This is a genomic window from Liquorilactobacillus capillatus DSM 19910 (genome assembly GCF_001434915.1).
Lineage (GTDB): Bacteria > Bacillota > Bacilli > Lactobacillales > Lactobacillaceae > Liquorilactobacillus > Liquorilactobacillus capillatus.
Window position 1 is genome coordinate 168043 of sequence record NZ_AZEF01000032.1, and the last position, 20392, is coordinate 188434.

Annotated in this window: 20 protein-coding genes; 11 read left to right on the top strand and 9 right to left on the bottom strand. The window is 35.1% G+C overall.

Annotation, left to right across the window (positions count from 1 at the left end; all coding sequences use genetic code 11):
* Positions 1-91 precede the first annotated feature (91 nt).
* The 5 genes from FC81_RS08280 (at position 92) to FC81_RS08300 (ending at position 6462) form a co-directional block, all read left to right on the top strand.
* Positions 92-745, top strand: coding sequence for a TetR/AcrR family transcriptional regulator (locus FC81_RS08280; RefSeq protein ID WP_057745567.1), 654 nt, complete (start codon positions 92-94; stop codon positions 743-745).
* 171 nt (positions 746-916) lie between these two features.
* A complete protein-coding gene (locus FC81_RS08285; RefSeq protein WP_057745569.1) occupies positions 917-1753 on the top strand; it encodes a MerR family transcriptional regulator in 837 nt (278 codons plus the stop codon).
* A gap of 32 nt (positions 1754-1785) precedes the next feature.
* Positions 1786-2133 carry a VOC family protein gene (locus FC81_RS08290; RefSeq protein ID WP_083478797.1) on the top strand — a complete coding sequence of 116 codons (348 nt, stop codon included), beginning with the start codon at positions 1786-1788 and terminating at the stop codon, positions 2131-2133.
* Positions 2134-2653: 520 nt separating this feature from the next.
* Positions 2654-4159: a ClC family H(+)/Cl(-) exchange transporter gene (locus tag FC81_RS08295; RefSeq protein WP_057745577.1), complete on the top strand. Its 1506-nt coding sequence runs from the start codon at positions 2654-2656 to the stop codon at positions 4157-4159.
* A gap of 830 nt (positions 4160-4989) precedes the next feature.
* Entirely contained in the window at positions 4990-6462 is a 1473-nt protein-coding gene (locus FC81_RS08300; protein ID WP_057745579.1) for an ABC transporter substrate-binding protein/permease, read from the top strand.
* Between the two features lie 40 nt (positions 6463-6502).
* Here FC81_RS08300 and FC81_RS08305 read toward each other — a convergent pair whose 3' ends face one another.
* On the bottom strand, positions 6503-6904 hold the full coding sequence (locus FC81_RS08305) for an Lrp/AsnC family transcriptional regulator (RefSeq protein WP_187327413.1): 402 nt from the start codon (positions 6902-6904) through the stop codon (positions 6503-6505).
* 121 nt (positions 6905-7025) lie between these two features.
* Here FC81_RS08305 and FC81_RS08310 point away from each other — a divergent pair, with 121 nt between their 5' ends.
* Positions 7026-7574, top strand: coding sequence for a cysteine hydrolase family protein (locus FC81_RS08310; protein ID WP_057745584.1), 549 nt, complete (start codon positions 7026-7028; stop codon positions 7572-7574).
* A gap of 96 nt (positions 7575-7670) precedes the next feature.
* Here FC81_RS08310 and lepB read toward each other — a convergent pair whose 3' ends face one another.
* The 5 genes from lepB to agaB form a co-directional block, all read right to left on the bottom strand.
* Positions 7671-8261, bottom strand: coding sequence for a signal peptidase I (lepB, locus tag FC81_RS08315; protein ID WP_057745587.1), 591 nt, complete (start codon positions 8259-8261; stop codon positions 7671-7673).
* Between the two features lie 269 nt (positions 8262-8530).
* Entirely contained in the window at positions 8531-8953 is a 423-nt protein-coding gene (locus tag FC81_RS08320) for a PTS sugar transporter subunit IIA domain-containing protein (protein WP_057745591.1), read from the bottom strand.
* 1 nt (position 8954) lies between these two features.
* Positions 8955-9764: a PTS galactosamine transporter subunit IID gene (gene agaD, locus FC81_RS08325; protein ID WP_057745594.1), complete on the bottom strand. Its 810-nt coding sequence runs from the start codon at positions 9762-9764 to the stop codon at positions 8955-8957.
* A complete protein-coding gene (gene agaC / locus FC81_RS08330) occupies positions 9754-10563 on the bottom strand; it encodes a PTS galactosamine transporter subunit IIC (protein WP_057745597.1) in 810 nt (269 codons plus the stop codon). The genes agaD and agaC overlap by 11 nt, the downstream gene beginning before the upstream one ends.
* Entirely contained in the window at positions 10563-11045 is a 483-nt protein-coding gene (gene agaB / locus FC81_RS08335) for a PTS galactosamine transporter subunit IIB (RefSeq protein WP_057745600.1), read from the bottom strand. Before agaB ends, agaC begins: the two co-directional genes overlap by 1 nt.
* Before the next feature lie 510 nt (positions 11046-11555).
* On the opposite strand from agaB, the gene add reads away from it, so the two are divergent.
* Both add and FC81_RS08345 read left to right on the top strand, forming a co-directional pair.
* Complete coding sequence (add, locus tag FC81_RS08340; RefSeq protein ID WP_420806348.1) at positions 11556-12566, top strand: adenosine deaminase; 1011 nt, start codon at positions 11556-11558, stop codon at positions 12564-12566.
* Positions 12567-12613: 47 nt separating this feature from the next.
* Positions 12614-13069 carry an ASCH domain-containing protein gene (locus FC81_RS08345; protein ID WP_057745603.1) on the top strand — a complete coding sequence of 152 codons (456 nt, stop codon included), beginning with the start codon at positions 12614-12616 and terminating at the stop codon, positions 13067-13069.
* Positions 13070-13157: 88 nt separating this feature from the next.
* On the opposite strand, the gene FC81_RS08350 is transcribed toward FC81_RS08345, so the two are convergent.
* The 3 genes from FC81_RS08350 to FC81_RS08360 are packed head-to-tail and all read right to left on the bottom strand — an operon-like array spanning position 13158 to position 16065.
* The gene (locus tag FC81_RS08350) at positions 13158-14432 is read right to left on the bottom strand and encodes an NAD(P)H-dependent oxidoreductase (protein ID WP_057745606.1); all 1275 of its coding nucleotides are present in this window, start codon (positions 14430-14432) and stop codon (positions 13158-13160) included.
* Between the two features lie 11 nt (positions 14433-14443).
* The gene (locus FC81_RS08355) at positions 14444-15058 is read right to left on the bottom strand and encodes an NADPH-dependent FMN reductase (RefSeq protein ID WP_057745609.1); all 615 of its coding nucleotides are present in this window, start codon (positions 15056-15058) and stop codon (positions 14444-14446) included.
* A 56-nt stretch (positions 15059-15114) separates the two neighbouring features.
* Positions 15115-16065 (bottom strand): FAD:protein FMN transferase, encoded by a 951-nt coding sequence (locus tag FC81_RS08360; protein WP_235804665.1) that lies wholly within the window; start codon positions 16063-16065, stop codon positions 15115-15117.
* Positions 16066-16477: 412 nt separating this feature from the next.
* Between FC81_RS08360 and FC81_RS08365 the strand changes: the two genes are divergently transcribed.
* Genes FC81_RS08365 through FC81_RS08375 form a run of 3 tightly spaced genes read left to right on the top strand, consistent with a single transcriptional unit; the run spans position 16478 to position 20247 of the window.
* Positions 16478-17647 (top strand): galactokinase, encoded by a 1170-nt coding sequence (locus FC81_RS08365; RefSeq protein WP_057745612.1) that lies wholly within the window; start codon positions 16478-16480, stop codon positions 17645-17647.
* Positions 17648-17660: 13 nt separating this feature from the next.
* On the top strand, positions 17661-19187 hold the full coding sequence (locus FC81_RS08370; protein WP_083478798.1) for a UDP-glucose--hexose-1-phosphate uridylyltransferase: 1527 nt from the start codon (positions 17661-17663) through the stop codon (positions 19185-19187).
* A 58-nt stretch (positions 19188-19245) separates the two neighbouring features.
* Positions 19246-20247: a LacI family DNA-binding transcriptional regulator gene (locus FC81_RS08375; protein WP_057745616.1), complete on the top strand. Its 1002-nt coding sequence runs from the start codon at positions 19246-19248 to the stop codon at positions 20245-20247.
* Positions 20248-20392 lie beyond the last annotated feature (145 nt).

Genomic DNA, 20392 nt, shown 5'->3' on the forward strand with positions numbered 1-20392 from the left:
CATTAAGAGAAGTCACTTTCATTTAATGCTGTTAGCAGATAGTTAGCAACTGTAAGCAGAAAATTACTGACCAATATAAGGGAGTAGATCTATGAGAGTTAATAGCATTGAGAGGTTATTAGATTTAACATTGGCAAATTCAAATTTGTCTGTCAAACAACAGTCTGTATTGAAAGCTAGTTTAAGCTTATTTGCTGAGCAAGGTTTTGAACGTACTACTAGTAGTAATATTGCAATTCGAGCGGGTGTATCTGAAGGTACTGTTTTTAAACAATTTAAGACAAAGCATGGAATTTTAAAAGCATTGTTACAACCGTTTATTGATCATGTGATTCCAAGGGTTTTTAATGAATTTACAACTGAAGTAGAAATGAGTCGATTTACTAATTTTGAACAATTTTTAAGTTATATGATTAAAGACCGGATGACCTTTGCGCTTGAAAACCAAAAACAACTTAAAGTTTTTTTGCAAGAAATAGTTCGTAATCCAGAGATTAGCAAGATGATTTCTGTTAAATGGAACCAAGCCATGTCTGAAAAAATTGAGTATATGATTGATAATTTTAAAAAACAAAAGCAGATTGTTGATTGGCCAGTAAAGCGAATTATGCAGTATGTAATAAGTGTCGTCTTAGGATATTTGTTGCCCCGAGTTATATCAAATACGATGGCTTCTTTTAATCTTGAACAGAAAAGTCAAGAAGCAACAGCCTTTCTATTGCGAGGATTATCTTTAGAAAAATGAAATTTGTTGATTAGAATTAATTTCCAGCTTATTAATTTGAAGTAGGTTTTTTATTTAACATTCTTATTGACCTTATAGTTACTCTATAGTTTAAAATAAGAGTATCAATTGACAGCACAGCGTAACTTTCGAAAGTACGATATTTGACTATTCTGAATAGGAGGACAAAACTTGAAAATTGATGAGTTTTCTAAAATTAGTGGAGTCTCAGTGTACACACTGAGATTCTATGATAAATTGAATATTCTGAAACCAATCAGTGTTAATCAGGATAATAGGTATCGTAGTTATGGACCAGAACAGCTATCTCGAGTAGCTGAAATAAACTCTCTAAAGGAGTTGGGAGTTCCATTGAAAGGTATGAGTGCTATTTTTTCTGCTTCAACAGATGATTCTAACATGATTAGAGTTATTGCCGATCGTCAAATTTCAGAATTACAAATAAAGATCAAACATATTGAAGATCAAATCAAACATATTCAAGCTAGTCTTTTTCTGTACAATAATGGAGGATTCAATATGATGAACGGCATTACCGTAAAAACAACACGTGCTTTTTTGGCTGCTACATTGAGAAAGAAATATGACAAAAATACAAAAAGATATGATGAGTTTTCAATGGATTTATGGAATAGTCTAGAAAATGAAATCCAAAAAAATGGAGGTTCGTTATCCACACCATGCCTCACGCTGTACTATTCAGGGTTATATTTGGAGCAAAATAACAAAATAGTGGATCAAGAAATTGTTGAACCCTTAACTCATGAACTGGTAGTCGATAAAAATTCCGAGGTATTAATTAGAGAGATCCCATCTGAAAAGGTCGCATCTATTATTCATACAGAAGGATTTGAGAATATTGATGTAGTCGGTAATAAACTAATTGCTTGGGTGAAGGAGAATGGGTATGTAGTATCTGGACCGATTCGAGAAATCTATCATATTGATCAGAAGAATCCAGATGATGTGAATACGATAGAGTTGCAATTGCCCTTGAAAAACAGCTAATGTAGTTTCTTTATGTAATGGAGGAGAAAAACTTGAATTTTAAACTGAAATCATTATATCTGTGTGTTCATGATATGCAAAGGGCAATTAATTTTTACGAGGACCTACTACAAATAAAAGTCTTTCAAGCTTCATCAGTTTATAGTGTGTTTTTAGTCGATGATTTTAGACTTGGCCTTTTTGCTTTTAAACTAGCTAATGAACGCCATCAATTTGGAACAAATTGTGTACCTAGTTTTTCTATGCCTAATAAATATCTTTTAAAAGAAAAAATAAAAAACTTAGATGTTCGTTTTCCTTTGGAGAAGATCGATAATAATTGGGTTTCTGAAATTGAAGATTCAGAAGGAAATCGAATTGAAATTACAGCGCCTGTTTAAATATTAGAAGTAGATAAGTTACAAAAAGTTCGATAGAAACTAGTAACTGAAAATCTCAGTAGTCAAGTTGGCAATTCTTAGCTGATGACAATAACTGAGATTTTTATTGTTTACTTTAATATTTACTGTTACTAATTACCGTCTAATAAAATTTATAGTTGTTTGTTTTTGGTATAAATGAATACAAAATTTTATTGCGAAATAGGCGAGAAACTGATTGAAAAGGCGCAAGAATAGTAATCAATGCATTCAATGTGAAGGAAGGCTAGAGCATAAGATTCAACATACTTAATAGATATATTGGTAGTCATTATGGAAGCATCTTTAAACTGCATTTTTTATAAAATGCACGGATTTAATTATTATCTACTAGAATTATATATTAGACATTATCAGAACTAGTGAAAAATAAAGGATCAATTTTGGACGAAGATAGGAGTGTATCCTTGTTTCTTAGCTTGCTTTAAAATTGTATAATATATAATAGCTATAATTAATTTTAATATTGAAGGTATATCAAATGACAAGACTTGCAGCGGTAAAAAGAGGTTTACTTGTTGGCTTAATAGTAGGCGTTGTAATAAGTTCCTTTCGCTTCACAATTAATAATCTTTTAGCTATTTGGAAACAATTATATCATTTTGCTGGAAGCAGTGTTTTAGGGTTTGCTTTAGTTATATTACTTTTTATAATATTGACCCTTATAATTGGTCGGTTTATTAAGCACAATTCTCATATAATGGGTTCAGGTATTCCTGAAGTTGAATTGCAATTAATTGATAAATTAAAGTTAAATCCCATTTCAATTTTAGTGTCAAAATTCATTGCTGGTGCATTGTCTATAAGTACCGGTGGTTTCCTAGGACGTGAAGGGCCATCCGTTCAGTTGGGTGCAGCTGTCGGGCAAATTTATGCTGAAAAATTTAGACTAACTAACAATGATTGGCGGTTACTTGTTGCGACAGGAGCCGCTTCTGGTTTATCTGCTGCTTTTGGAGCTCCTTTAGCTGGCACAATGTTTGTTCTTGAGGAAATTTCACATAGTTTTTCTTCCTTACTCTGGATAGAAGCACTAAGCGGTAGTTTAGTTGCAGATATAGTCTCTGATCATTTTTTCGGATTAAAGCCTGTATTATATATTCACTATGAGAATAGCTTCCCATTAAAGTACTACTGGCTTCTTCTAATTCTAGGACTGATTCTAGGTATTTTAGGTTTTTTTTATCAAGAAGTAACCTTAAATGTACATTTCCTTTACAAGTTTTTTAAACGAATTCCTAGGGAAAATCAAATTATTGTTATGTTAGTAACAATTCTCCCTATAGGCATTTTTTATCCTCAGTTACTAGGAGGTGGAGAAAATTTAATTAAGATTTTGCCTACGGCTAAGATCAGTCTAGCAGTTGGAATAACTTTCTTCCTAATTCGCTTTATTTTTTCTGCAATTTCTTTTGGCTCAGGTGCACCAGGTGGGATATTTATGCCAATACTGACTTTAGGTGCTTTAATTGGCTTGATAGTTGGAAAATTAATGATCATAGTTAATCTAATGCCAGTACTATATTTACCAAACCTTATAATTTTCTCATTAGCTGGCTATTTTGCTTGTATCAGTAAGGCACCTTTTACAGCTATAATTTTAATAGCAGAAATGGTTGGTTCTTTATCACACCTATTACCATTAACCTTTGTCTCGTTAGTTGCATATTTATTGATTGATATTTTAGGAGGGGCACCTATCTATGAATCACTTTCCAAAAGAATTGCCTTGAAACATGAATTAAGTTATAAAAATTCAAAACTTGTAGATTTTGAATTTTCCGTATCGTCACTTGGCGAGTTAAGTAATAAAGAAATCAGAGAAATTACTTGGCCGCATAACGTCATTTTGATTAAAGTATTACGTGATGACGCTGAGCTTCTTGGAAAAGGCGACTTGATACTTCAACCAAAAGATAGATTAATTTTATTAGCTCATGTGGAAGATATAGCAAAAATAAAACATGAACTTTCGGTTTTAAATTGAGCAACTTTGATCGTATATTTATTTGTTAGAAAAATTATTAAAGTAGATACTACAAAAAGCTATATAGAGGTAACATTTTTTCTTTTCTTTATTATTAGATGATAAGAGCATTGAAACACATGATAACTTAATATACATCTCTCATAAAGTATACCAAAGGTATCTCGAATTAAGAGACCATGAGCATTAGCAATAGACCAACCAGTTGTTTATAATTTGGATGTCAAGTTGAATATCGTAAAAAAATTAAACTCAGCGAATAGAATAAACCCAGTTTCATTAAATTGAAACTGGGTTTTTAGTATCATAACTAAAAGACTATAATAAATGAATGATTAAAAACGCTTTTTTTGGAAAATAAAATAACCTATTATAAAGAATAAACTTGTGTAAGAGATCGTGCCAATTAATAATTATTGCCAGCAAGTCAATTGATATAGTTTTTTTTAATATATTAGTCCATAAGGGTTGCTGATGTCGATGCTGCCTAATTATTTTTTTATTCTATTAAATATACTAATATTTCTATAAACAACAATATTCTGAATGCGATTTTAATACATACTATATTCATATATCTGAAACGATAATTTTATAGATTTGATGTTTAGAAGACCTACTGGTTAGTTATTTAAAAGATGTTAAATAGTAATACTTCATTGCAAGAAGCTGACTACTCAATTAGGAACAATAAAAGCGAGTTGCAAACTGAAACATACTACGATTAAAAGTGTAGTTGTATATAAATTTGCTTTTTATAAATTATATTGCATATTTATAAATTATGATGTAGGCTATTAACTAACAGATCATTGAGGAGTTGTTTGTGAATGGAAAAGACTAAAGTGGAGAAAACAATAAAATTTTTAATGTTGCTCATAGGTTTTGTGATACTATTTAGTGTCAATACGTTACATGTGCAAGCTGCAGAAAACTCATTAGAAAAAATAAAACAGAGCGGTAAGATAGTCGTTGCGACTAGTCCTGATTACCCTCCCTATGAATTTCAGGTCAATAAGCATGGCGAAAATAAGATAGCAGGGATGGATATCGATGTTGCGAAACAGATTGCTAAAGATTTGCATGTTAAATTAGTTATTAAAAGTATGAAGTTTGATTCACTTTTGGTTGCGATTGAGACAGGTAAAGCTGATATGGCAATCGGAGGGATTAATCCAACTAGCGAAAGACGTCAAAGTGTGGACTTTTCAAATATTTATTATTTAGGCGGGCAATCTTTCTTGATTAATAAGTCAGATAGTATGAAATTTCCGAATCAAAAAGCTCTCCAAGGAAAACTAGTGGGAGCACAGACTGGTTCACTGCAATATAATTTAGCTAAGACTCACATGGCTAACACAACTATCAAGGGGATGGATAAGACACCGGATTTGATTTTAGCATTGAAAATTCACAAACTTGAAGCGGTAGGGGTAGAGAAGCCAGTTGCTAAAGCGTATGCGTCAAATGATAATGGGCTAACGATCGTACCTGCGACATATAAACTTGATAAAAATCAGGTAGGTGCAGCGATTGCCTTTAAAAAGAACTCATATATGCTTGAAGACGCAGTTAATAAATCAATTAAAAAGATTAAAGAAGGCAATAAAATCGATGGCTATTTAAAAGATGCTGGGAAAGATATGAAGGTTAACACAACTAATACTTCAATGTGGAACTATTCAGATTATTTTGTTAAGGGTGTTAAATACACCATCTTTATTTCGATTGTCGCTTCGGTTTTGGGAGTACTGATAGGAATCACTTTAGCGTTAATGAGATTTACCAAGGTAAAGTTTTTTCATGCGCTTGCACTTTGCTATGTTGAGTTTGTCAGGGGAACACCTTTAATGGTTCAAGTAATGTTTGTTTACTTTGGAATTGGTTCAATTATTGACATTTCAGCTCTATTAGCGGGGATTATTGCAATCTCATTAAATAGTGGGGCATATGTTGCGGAGATAATTCGTGGGGGGATCGATTCTATTGATGCAGGACAAACAGAAGCTGCGGCAAGTCTTGGGTTGCCGCATTATGACACAATGCGCTTTGTGATTCTTCCGCAAGCATTTAAGAATATTTGGCCAGCACTAGGAAATGAATTTATTTCGTTAGTAAAGGAAAGCTCAATTGTCTCGATTATCGGCGTTACTGACTTGATCTACCAGGCTAACTTAGTTCGTGCAAATACGTACCGCGGAATAATGCCAATTTTTGTGGTAATGGTACTCTACTTCGTAATGACCTTTATTTTGACTAGAATTCTGAATTATTATGAGATGAAGATGCGTTCTCCCGAATAAGTATGCTCGTCAAAAATACTTTGTATACACTAGTTAGCAGTTATATGTGCGTTGTTTTATCTGCAATCACGGTTTCAACACTATATCTTCCCCAGCGAGATATCTGTTCAATAAAACGCGCAAGTTTAGTTTCAGTGAAATGACTTAAAATCATATAACAGGCCTGACCAGAAACCTTATAGAGTGCGGAAACTTCCTCGAATGAATTTACACATCGTTCGAATTCTGTATATTTATTTGAATCCATAAAAATACGGATAAACTGTGTATGTGAGTAATTCAATTTAATGCTAAACTTTTGAATAATCCCTTGTTCCTGCAAATTAATTATTCTATTACCTACAGCTTGCCCAGTCATATGGACAAGTTCTCCAATTTGTTTATTCGTAAGTTTACTATTTTGAGCAAGAATTTTTAAGATTTGTTTATCAATAGTATCCATTAAAATAATTCCTTTCATAAATCAAGTATCAAGTGCTTTTCCTTTTCATGAAGTTATTTAGTATTAAATAACCCTTGGCTATACTTAACTATAGCAAATAAGAAATGGAAAAGGTGATTTTATGAAGCAAGCATTAATTATTATCGACGTTCAAAATGATTATTTTAAGAATGGTAAAATGGAATTGGTTAATCCCCAGAAAGCATTGGTACACGTCAATAAGTTAGAAAAATCCTTTAAGGCTAGAAAATTACCGGTTATTTATATCCAGCATATAAATGATGATCCCGATGCAAGTTTCTTTGGCAGGGGGACAAGAGGTGCGTTATTGCACTCAGCTTTAATGATTGATAACAATGTATTAATAGTTGAAAAACAGTATCCAAATTCATTTTTAAAAACAAACTTGAAAGAGGTACTGGACTCGCTTAAGGTAGAACAATTAGTTATTACTGGGATGATGACGCATATGTGTGTTGATTCGACGACACGAGCAAGTAGAGAATTAGGATATTCTCCTATCGTGATCTCAGATGCAACAGCGACAAAAGATCTTGGCTATGGGAAAAATAAAGTACTAGCAAAAGATGTTCAAGTGGCTTTTTTGGCGGCGTTACAAACTTTTGCGCAGGTAACTACTACTGAGAAATATTTGAGTAAGATAGAATAGTAATAAGTAAAGATAATTTCTAACTACATAAAATAAGGTCTAGCTCATGTCAAGTAGGAGCTGGACCTTATTTTATCCAGTAGCCAGGTGAATTCCTCAAGAATTAGGAACAGAATTTATTAATTTATGCTTATTTATCCAGAAGGGAACTTTGATGACACCGATGATTTTATTTTTAGGAACAAAACCATAGTAACGACCATCATTTGATATTTTACGATTATCTCCAAGTACAAAATAACTATTTTGGGGAACGACAAATGTGGTATTTTCAAATATGTTGACACCGGTAGCTTCTTTATATCTTGCTGGTGGGGTTAAAGTACCGAATTTCCGTTGCTTATTTGGTATATAGTTTTGTGCTTGTAATTTACCATTGATGAATAATTTGCCTTGTTGCGAATATCTTATTCTATCACCAGGCATCCCGATGACCCGTTTAACGTAGATTGTTTTAGCCGTAGTAGGTTTATTTTTATCAATCCCATGAGCGTAAAAAGAAATAATAGCATTTCTTTTTATTTTTGCTTTGTTTAATCTATAAACGATCTCACTATTTTTCAAATTAGGACTCATTGAACTTCCGATAATCTTTTGGCGACCAAAAAATTGACCAATAATCAGTGCTATTAATAAACCAATAACTATGGGAATAGCCCATTCAATAATAAATTTTATCTGTTTCAACAATTCTTCCCCCAAAAAACTTGACCACAGTAATAATTAAAAAGTCAAAAAGTTTAATTAATACTTTTCATTATAAGTATACGTTTCTGTTTTTGATAAAACAATTTTTTAAAGAGATCAGTGTAGACAACTCGTGAAGTAAAACTAATACCCACGAATAAATTAGAGAAACACTTTACTAGTTTTAAGCTGTATGTTAATTAAAAAATAGTTCTTTGATATTTTTATCAAAGAACTAGGGCTTGTACTTATTTGTTAAGATTGACTAATTAAATACCATTTGAAATATCTTCATTGATTTTAGGTTTTTGTATACCGAATTCCTGTACGCTAGCTTTAGTCGCAGTAACTAATTTTTCCGCTATTTTGTGAACATTGGTAACTGATGTTAGATCATTTTGTAAACCGACTTCTAAAAGTGATCCAATATTGCATCCACCGACAACAGCGATATTGTGATTTTCTTTTTCTAAAACGGCTTGTTTATAAGGAGTTCCACCGACTAAATCACAGAAGAAAACAATATTAGGATCCTTTTTCAGAATACTTGTAAAATTAGTAGCCAATTCCTCCTCTGTCATTTCTGCAGTAAAGTCAATGTACGTAACATTTTTAATTGATCCTGCTAGTAGTTTTACAGTTGATTCTATTCCTGTGGCAAAGTTACCATGGCCTGTTACAATAATTTTCATTTTATAAAATCCCCATCCAAGAAAGTAAAATTGAGAGTAAGAATGTCAAGACGATCAGAGTTACTGGATTAACATTTTTCTTTTTTAGAAGCCAGTAAAGAAAAAATGTGTAGCCTAACGGTAGAATGTTCGGAAAAATGTTGTCAAAGAATTGCTTTTGAATTGAAATTGTATGAGAAGCTGTTACGTGTATCTTAGTAACAACATCAATCTGGACATATGTTGCGATTAGCCCCCCGATTACGGTACAGCCCAAAACACTTGCAGCATGTGCAACGATAGCTGAGTTTTCATGGATCTTTGAGATAGCGTGTGTTCCGGCAGAATAGCCTAAATGAGCAATTGGAATACGCGCTAAGAACATTGCAAAGTATACGATAAAAAATACTAAAGGTCCTAAAATACTTCCTTGCTGTGCAAATGAAGCAGTGATTCCTGCAACAATCGGTAGAATTGTAAACCAAGTGATGGCATCACCAATGCCAGCTATTGGTCCAAACAGAGCAACACGTAGACTGTCAATGGTTGAGCGGTTTTCATTATTTTCTTCCAGTGAGGCTCCGAGGCCCATTAGAAGTGGTGCAGCATAATTATTTGTGTTTATAAATTGCAGATTTGCTTTTAAAGCATCAATTAAACCGTTTTTGTCTTCTCCATATATTTTTTTCAATGAAGGGATCATAGCTAAAGTCCAACCATCAGCTTGCATTCTTTGATAGTTCATGCCGGATTGGTTAAAAAGTGATAGTAAGCCTAATTTTGTAATATCTTTTTTACTTAATTTATTTCGTGTTGTTTTATTAGATTCCATCATCTTCACCACCTGAATTTTGAAGACTCTTTTCAATATCTTTAAATTGTTTGTTAATTTTATTTTCTCTTTGTTTTCTTCCATATTCAATCCATGCAAGAGATGCCCCAATAATTGCAACGGGCATTAGGTTTCCAAACTTAATAAAGCAAGCTGCGGTAAAACCTAATAGGAGATAAGGAACATACTTTGTTTTCAACATGCTTTTTAGCAACAAACCAAATCCAACAGCGGGGAGAATTCCACCAGCGATCGTAAAGCCATGGCTTAGCCATCCGGGCATTGAGTTAACGAGTGTTCTCATTAAGGACTGTGCTCCATAAACACTTAAGAATGAAAAAATAGCATATGCAAATGCAACTATGACAGTAGGCATAAGGACGATCATTCCAAATTTACGAAATTCCCCTTTAGCAATAAATTCGTCAGCTTTTTTGGTGAACACTGAAAAAATAGAATAAAAGAAAAGAATAATATATTGCATTAGAATACTGAAGGGGAGTGATAATCCAATTGCAGTTGCAGGACTGTGACCAGTTGTGTGAGCAATAACAACTGTCATAATCCCGGCCATAATTGGATTAGGTGGTTGTGTTCCGCCAACTGGGGTTAGACCAGCAAAGGCAAGTTCAGTTAAACCACCAGCAATAATTCCTAAACGTAAATCACCTAATAAAAATCCTGTAACTGTACAGACGATCATTGGTCTAAAAATATAAAAACCTTCTAGCCAAAAATCGATACCCGCTATTAAAGCAAAAAGAGCTATCGATATACCTTGTACTAGCGTAACAGTCATTAGATCACATCCTCAATTAAAATTTTCTTTTCATCTGGAACATCTTGAATATAAACATCCACACCTAATTTAACTAATTCTTTGAAGGCAGCTATGTCAGCTTGATCGACATAAACTTTCTTAGTAAGAGAAACTTTATTACCACTATGATGCATGTTACCAACGTTTAATTTCTTAATTGGAACACCGCCCTTAGCTAAAGTGAGAGCATCCTGTGGTGTCTTGATAATTAAAAATATCTTTTGTCGTGGACTGGCTTTGCTTATAGTTGAGATTGTTTTTTCAAGTGACCAAAAACGAATACCAACACCGGATGTTTCTGCAGTTGCAGCCATTAATTCTTGTTGTAATTCACTTTTAGCCGCATCATCATTGGCTACCAGTAGTAGATTAGCCCCAATTGAAGATGTCCAAACGACTCCAACCTGACCATGGACTAGTCGATTATCGACCCTTGTTAAAACTATGTTAGGTGTATTCATGCTAAATATGTCCTCCTATATCTGGTTCAAAATTATTTGTTTAACATTACAAATTGTATCATTGACTAATAAGATGTAAATGAGAATAGACTAATTTTTAAGAATAGTAAGCTAGTAAGGCTAATAAATTTACTTTATTACTTAATTAAAGCTGGAAATTAGTTTTTTAGAGTAGCTATAACATTGGTGATGTAGAGTATTTAAAGATAATTTAAAATAATTTTATTAGTGAACCAAAAAATAATCTAAGTCAACTAGTTATCTCCTAAGGGTAAGCATGTTATAAAGTGTTCTTTGATAATATTGATTATGTAAAATGATAATACTAGCTCCTTGATAATTATTAAAATTGATCCAAATACAGCCCCTTATAATAATATTTAATTACTAAAGATTGGAAGTGAGCTTTTAAGGTGTATCTTAAAGGCAAAACTTGCTTTTATGGATAATAATAATTTAAGATGATTAAATAAGAGCTGACTATCAAAAGCTTTTTAAGGAGGAGTTACATTGAGTAATACGTCTATGCCAGAATTTATTAAATATTTACCCAAGGCTGAACTGCACGTGCATATTGAAGGTACTTTGGAACCAGAACTGAAGATAAAACTTGCTAAGAGAAATAAGATCGAGCTTCAGCAACAGACAATTGAAGAGATAAAGGCAAGTTATCAATTTAATGATCTAGCCTCATTTTTAGCGGTGTACTATTCAGGGATGAGTGTTCTTCAAAAAGAAGATGATTTTTATGAACTGGCACAGGCTTATTTGCAAAGAGCACAATTAGAAGGTGTTCGTTATGCAGAGATTTTTTTTGACCCACAAGCACATACCGCTAGAGGAATTAGTTTTGAAACAGTAATTAACGGGCTGACTCGTGCAGTCAAAGAGGCGGAACAAAGTGGAATTAAAGCTAGACTGATTATGTGTTTCTTACGTGACTTCTCTAAAGAATCTGCACGTAAAACTTTGCTTGAGGCAGTACCTTTTAAGAATCAGCTTTTAGGGATTGGCCTTGATTCAGATGAACATAATAACCCGCCGCTAAAATTTTTAACACAGTATGAAAAAGCTGTGGCACAAGCATATCATACAACGATTCATTGCGACATTGATCAACTTGATTCAATTGAACATATTAAGCAAGCGCTAGAAGTATTAGAAGTTGAACGTCTGGATCATGGGACCAATATTGTCGAAGACCCTGATTTAATTGCGTTAGTGAAAAAGAAGAAGATTGGGCTAACTGCTTGTCCAGTTTCGAATGGTTTTGTTTGTCCAGATATGAAAGCACCTGAGATTAAAGATTTATTGCATCAAGGTGTTAAAATCAGTATTAATTCAGATGATCCAGCTTATTTTAATAGTTATATTGCAGGAAATTACCAGGTTTTAGCTGAAAAAGCAAGTTTTACTAAAGCAGACCTTGTCCAACTCGCGAAAAATTCATTTGAGACTGCATGGCTCGATGATGGTCAAAAAGAAAAATATTTACATGAGATTGATGAATATCTTATATAAACATAGTCTGAAAAATAATCACTAGCGTAGTGGTTTAGGAGAATTAGATGGAAAAAAGTCAAAAAATTCAACAGTACTGGGAACGATTTAAAACAGAAAGAGATATACAGGATGATTATTACTTAGCTGAACAGTTTGGCTACGGTAAAGAAACAGGGGATGAGCTAGCTGAATTAATTATAGCAGGAATAAAAACAGCAACTTCATCTGCATTGGAATTGTATGAAGACGATGAACCTAAACCTAAAGTCGGTGCTTACACGATTCTTCTGGACGGCTCGGGTTTACCCGCTTGTGTCATTCGAACTGAAAAAGTTGAAATTGTTAACTTTGATAAAGTTTCCGCTGCTCATGCTAAGCGGGAAGGTGAAGGCGACCGCAGTTTAAAGTATTGGCGAGAAGGGCATAAAGATTTTTTTGAAAAAGAGTATCAATTAACTGGAAAAAAGTTCACGACCAATATTCCATGTATTTGTGAGACTTTCACCGTTGTCTATATCTAATCTTTAGAAAAGACGGTAATAAAAAAGCAATTCCTTTACAGGATTGCTTTTTTATTTACTGGTTAAAGTCTTAATTGTATAAACTAGTTTAAGATTTGACGGAGGCACTTGAACCGCTATCTGGCTTTTCAGCTGCAGCTGGTTGGGCCGCTTCTTCTTTGACAGATGCACTTGCATTGGCATCAGCAGCGGGTTTAGCGTTGGGCTTTACTGAAGCACTGGCACTAGCATCAACCTTAGCGTTAGGATCGTTGACGAGCATTTGACCAGTATTAGCTAGATAATCCTTAACAGTTGGCCAAACGTCTAAGACCCATTCATTAATTCCTTTAAAGTCGCCGCTTTCGCTACGCATCGCATGGTAACAATGCATAATATATTTTTCGTTTATCTTATTGCCTGGAACGGGCATTTTGATTAAATCAGTTTGCTTATTACGCAAAGCCCAGATAACCTGCTTAACATGGTCAACTGCTCTAGCGGGATGACATGCGGCCATTGGGCTGCCAACTTGTTTAGGATAACGTGGTGCAAGCATCTCATCGTGATCTAAGAAATTATTGTAGTAGATGAATTGATCGTTATCATCCATATAAGTCAGCTCCAGTGGCATGGTGTTTAAGAACCAATTGAGTTGATCAACAGTTAAAAGACCGCGATCTAATTTTACATAATCACTACCGCTAGCGGCATTTGTTTTAGTAGCACCTTGTTCTACCCAATCATCAGCATCCATTGGGACATCAATTGTGGTATCTGTCGGGTGTGAAGCTGTTAGATCTTCTTGTTCCCAAGCAGCTTTTTTCTCATTATCTTTCATAGCATTCAGAACTTTGACCCATTTTGTGAATTTACCCATGACCGCATCGAGAAATTTGATCGTCCTTTTATCTTTGAGGTTGCCGAATTCATCAAATGCAGTGCGAACATTTGCTAAGAGAAATTCGTCACTAGGCATTACCAATGCACCCACACCTGGAGCTTCTAAGATTTGGCGTAAACTTAACTGAGCGCGTGAGGAGCCTTGTGTATGGTAAGATGCCCCAATAATTAAAACGGGTTTGTTCATTAAAGGATGGATCTTATAAGAAAGCCATTCAATAACGTTTTTGAGTGCGGGGGTCGTCGTGTGGTTATGTTCAGGTGTTGCCATAATAACCCCATCGGCTTCTTCAATCTTACGTTTTAGATACTGAATAGGTGCGCCTTCAGTTTGGTCATTATCTTGACTAAACATTGGAACATCCGAGATACTTAGGATCTCAATGTCAAGAGCCCCTGTAAAATGACTGGCAACATAAGTCAGTAATTTACGGTTATAAGATTCATCAGCAATTGATCCAGCAATTCCAACTAATTTCATAATATGACCTCCTAATGATCACTTTGCTGCCAGTTAACATTGGCGGCGTCTTTTTTATTTTGTTCAGTAGTATGTGTCAGTTTAGTACTGTATTTAACGAAAATCAGGAAGTCTGCGAATAATCCATCCAATTGTTTGATCACCTCAGGATCAATCAAATCTCCATTTTCATCAAATGCTTGCAGTGAGTGACCTAGCAGAAACTCAGAGCTGGGCATAACACGGGCATGAAGTTCGGGCGAATCAAGGATCTGCCGTAATTGTGATTGTGCACGTGACGTCCCAAGTGCACCATAAGATGCACCGGTGATCATTACGGGCTTGTCAACAAATGGATGAACAAAGTAAGATAACCAAGCTAATGCACTGCTTAAAACAGCTGGAACTGCATGGTCATATTCAGGTGTCGCAATGACTACGCCGTCTGCTTCTTCAATTTTATGTGCTAATTTTTCAGCTGCTGCCGGAATACGGTGTTCGGGTTCCTTATAGAAAATTGGTAGATCCCCGATTTCAACGATCTCAACTGTTGCTTTTCCTGCATAATGCTTTTTTAAATACTGCATTAATTGTCTGTTTGTAGACTTTTTATCATTTGTTCCAACAATACCGATAAAATGATACATAAAATCATTCCTCTCTAAGGTTGCTTTCTAGAATTGATTTGCCGTCCTAAAAGGATTTAGGACGTTGAAGCTCGTTTAAAAACACGTGAGTCGTATGCTTGACCATCACACGTTATAACGATAGCGAAGATCCCATCTAATAAGGCGACTGCTTCCATAATAGTTATTAGCGGTTTTCCAAACAAAATAGTAGTCCAGATTTCACCATCGACTGATTTATCTGAAACGATCGTTAGACTAGCAATGCTTGTTTGTACTGGATAACCTGTTTTTCGATTGAAGATATGGTGGTAAAAATGTTCTCCTACAGTTAGATTACGCTGATAGATCCCAGAAGTAACGACTGATTGGTTTTGAGCAGGTATTATTGTGCAATACTCACCTAATTTTTTGGCAGGATCCTGAATCCCGATGCGCCATGGCTGGCCGTTACGGCTAGTATTAGAGCCCAAAGCAAGCACGTTACCGCCAAGGTTTAGAAGAGCGTGCTCAACGTGCTGAGTTTGTAGGTAATGGATTATTAAATCACCAATAAATCCCTTAGCTAATGAGCCTAAATCAATCTCCATCCCTTTTTTTCGCAGAAAGACCGTATTATTAGAATCATCAAGAATAATATTTTGGGGATCAGTTAATGACAGTGCGGTTTCAATTTGCTGAGCAGTTGGGACTTTAGCATCACTAAAACCGATATGCCAAGTTTTAACTAACGGTCCAATAGCAATATTAAGGTTTCCGTTAGGGAAGCGGCTATAAAACTTTCCTAACTTAATTAACTTATATACTTCAGGATGAATACGGTACGGCGCTCTGCCAGATTGATGGTTTAGTTGCATAAGCTCAGAATGATCGTCGTTCGCACTGAAACGATGTTCATAAACATGCAGTAGGCGGATACATTCAGCCATAATTGGTTTAGGTTTAGGGTGCTCAAGCGTTAGTGTGATAATCGTCCCCATCATTTTGACTGATTGGTTTAACGTCGGCGTAGAATTACCTCCAGTCATAATAGATTATTCATGTTAGCGAGTGGAATAAAGTGAAAATGTGAAACTATGAACTAAGATACGCAACACAGTCTATTCCTAACTGAAAAGGGAAGTCAGAGCCCGCGTATCTTTATAGTTTGATAGTACTATCATTTATAAGTTTTGTCTATATGTTCAAAAAAGTTGATTTGCCAGTTGAGATACCGATTACAAAAAAGGTGTTTGGTAACTAATACGTAAAAAATAATAAAAAGTAAATCATAATTTCTTATTAACTAAACATTTACTAAAAAACAATTTGATATTAGATCTATGTTAGATAATTAATAGTTATTAAATTCGCTTTTAAAAAATACTATTATTGACAAGGCAATGATATCATCATATATTTATTTTAGTAAAACTTTACTAAAATAAAGAGGGGCTTAATATGAAAACAAATAATTTAAAACAAAAATTCATAACAATTTTTGATACAGAGCCAGAACATGTTTTTTTCTCACCTGGTCGGATTAACTTGATCGGTGAACATACAGACTATAATGGCGGTCATGTTTTTCCATGTGCAATAAGTATTGGAACTTATGGTGTCTATGCAGCTCGAACAGACGACATGGTACGGATGTATTCCGCTAATATTCCTGAACGAGGAATGGTTGAGTTTGATATCAACAATTTAGCTTATGATAAAAAAGCTGGTTGGACGAATTATCCTAAGGGAATGCTTAATGAATTGGCTAAAAGGGGCGCAAAATTCAGTCATGGGTTTGATCTATATATCAACGGTAATTTACCAGATGGCGCGGGACTATCATCTTCGGCCTCTATCGAGTTATTGATGGGTATCATAGCTAAGCGTGGTTTTGAATTAGAGATTGATCAGTTAGAATTAGTTAAATTAGGCCAAAAAGTAGAGAATGACTATATTGGTGTTAATTCTGGCATTATGGACCAATTCGCCATTGGAATGGGTAAAAAAGATCAAGCAATCTTTTTAGATACCAATACGATGGAATATTCATATGTACCAATCAAGCTAGGCGACAATGTGATCGTTATTATGAATACAAATAAGCGGCGCGAACTGCAGGACTCTAAGTATAATGAGCGGCGTGCCGAATGTGAAGAAGCACTAAGCCGTTTACAAACTAAACTAAAGATTAAGAATCTTGGCGATCTAACTGAAAGTGAATTTGATGAAGCGGCGTACTTAATCAATGATGAAGTTTTGCTTAAACGTGCTCGGCATGCTGTTTTTGAGAACCAGCGAACGATTCGAGCTACTAAAGCCTTAGCTGCTAACAACTTAGATTTATTTGGTAGTCTGGTTACCGCGTCCCATGTTTCACTACATTTTGATTATGGAGTTACAGGTCATGAGCTGGATATATTAGCGGAAACGGCATGGAAGCAAGAAGGTGTTTTAGGTGCCAGAATGACTGGGGCAGGTTTTGGCGGCTGCGCGATTGCAATTGTGAACAGGAAGAATGTCGCGGCTTTTGAGAAAAATGTTGGCAAGGCTTATCAAGAAGCGATTGGCTATAAAGCTGATTTTTATATCGCAGAAATTACTGATGGGCCGTGCGAATTAAAAGATTAGGGAGGAGGAAAATATGGCAACTTTGCATCCCAATAGCATACTTAGCGAGAGAGAAAGAGAAGGTAAGGAGCTAACAGTCGTTGCTCAATTTGCTGAAAAGGTTATTACTTCAGCAGTGCAGTATTCTGACATGGATCGCATTTATATTTATAATCGAATTTTAGCTTTAGTAGGTGAAGACAATTTGTCAGTCATTGAGTATAAAGGATTAGACAGCTTATGTAATGCTTTGATACACAGTGCGATCAAGAACGGTAAGATCAAGGATACACAGTCTGAACGTGATATTTTAAATGATCAATTAATGGATCTAGTAACTCCGTTACCTTCAACTGTGAATCACCTTTTTTGGAATAAGTATCAGAAAAGCCCTAAAGCAGCAACTGATTACTTTTTTAACTTAAGCAAGTCAAATAATTATATTAAGACACGTGCAATTGCTAAAAACATTGTCTTTCCCGCGGTAACTTCCTTTGGTAAGCTGGAGATAACAATCAACTTATCTAAACCCGAAAAAGATCCTAAAGCTATTGCGGCAGCACGTAAACAGTCACAAAATGGCTATCCTTTGTGTCAGCTGTGTATGGAGAATGAAGGTTATCGTGGTCGCTTAGGTTATCCTTCCCGCAGTAATCATCGTATAATTCGCTTAATGTTAGATGGAAAAAGATGGGGATTTCAGTATTCACCATATGCATATTTTAATGAACACTCAATTTTTTTAGACGAGGTTCATAGACCGATGGTAATTAATAGACAAACATTTGTTAATTTGTTAGCAATCGTAAAACGATTTCCGCATTATTTTGTTGGCAGCAATGCAGATTTACCAATAGTTGGTGGTTCAATGTTGTCGCACGATCATTATCAAGGAGGACGGCATGAGTTTCCAATGATGAAAGCACCGCTTATGCGTCGGGTTGATTTGGGAATGGCTAATATTGAAAGCGGAATCGTAAATTGGCCAATGTCAACTCTTCGTTTGACAAGTACTAATGCAAACGCAATAATTGATGCCGCAGTTAAGATTCATGAAGTTTGGAAAAAATACTCTGACACAACAGTTGATGTACGAGCATACACGGCTGGTGAACGCCATCATACAACAACACCCATTGCATATAAGCACGGCGATAAATATGTGCTAGATTTAGTTTTGCGTGACAATCAAACATCAGTTGACTTTCCTGATGGGATTTTTCACCCCCATCAAGATGTTCAACATATAAAAAAAGAAAATATTGGACTGATTGAAGTAATGGGACGGGCTATTCTACCAGCGCGCTTAAAACCTGAACTGCAGGAGGTTGCAAAATATCTTTTGGGCCGTCATAATCAAATCGTAGCGAGTCATAAGCAATGGGCAGATCGTTTAAAAGATAAATATGATTTAAATAATGATAATGTTACTGGAATTATTCATTATGAAGTAGGAAATGTTTTTGCGCGAGTACTTGCAGATGCAGGTGTTTTTAAGTTGGATGCGGCAGGTACTAGTGCTTTTATGCGGTTTGCAGCAGCGGTCAAGGCTGTTAAATAAATGGACTAATAGTTAATAAGAAAAGATATCGCAGTGTATAAATGAGGAGGATATAATAATGGCAGCAACATTAAAAGATATTGCACAAGAGGTAGGTGTTTCATTAGCAACGGTCTCACGTGTGCTGAACTATGATCAAGCACTATCTGTTAGTGATGAGACTCGCCAAAAGATCTTTGCTGTTGCTGACAGTTTACAGTATTCCAAAACTAAACGGCGAATATCAACTTCGGTTCAGAATAAGAAATTAGCGATCGTGCAGTGGTATTCTGAATCTAAAGAACAAGACGATTTATATTATATGTCGATTCGAATGGGGATTGAGCGACAAGGGCAGGCACAGAAGTTTGAAGTGACCCGTATTTTTCAAAATAAGATGGGCCAATTAACATCAGATGTCGATGCAGTAATTGCTATTGGCAAGTTTAGCCCAGCACAGGTCCAAGCACTGGCAGCCTTAACGGACAAATTGGTATTTGTAGATGATGATCAATTTGCAGCTGGATTCGATAGTGTTCTAACAGATTTTAGAATAGCTACTGAAAGGGTCGTCACGTATTTTTGGAGACAAGGAATCCATGAGATTGGTCTGATCCATGGAATTGAAACATCAACCGATAAAGCTATTGAAGTTTTTGACCAACGTTACCTGGCGTTTAAGTCAGCGCTGGAAAAGAGAAACGCTTATCTAGCAAAGCTAGTTTTTCAGGGAGACTATACAAGTCAATCTGGTTATCAAATGATGAAGCAGGCTATCAAGGTGCTTGGAAAAGATCTGCCACGAGCGTTTTTTATCACTAATGATCCAATGGCAGTAGGAGCCTTGAAAGCCCTCCGGGAAGCTAATATAAAAGTGCCTGACAGAGTTAAGATCTTTAGCTTTAATAACACTTCATTGGCAACTTTTGTCTATCCAGAATTAAGCTCAGTTAATGTAGAAACTGAACTAATGGGGAAGACAGCGGTCAATCTATTAGCGGATCGCTTGCAAACAGGGAGAACAGCTCCGCAAAGAATAGAGTTAGGGACAAAGTTAGTTGAACGAAATAGCAGTAAATGACTTTTTAAAATAAGCTAAAACAAAAGGGGGTAAGTCAAAAGATAACTTTTGACCTACCCCTATGTTGTAGCTGCATTAAACTTAAAAATGGGCTCTTCGTCAACTGTTGTTGGTGAATCCACTTATAAAAGTTCTAATTACTTTG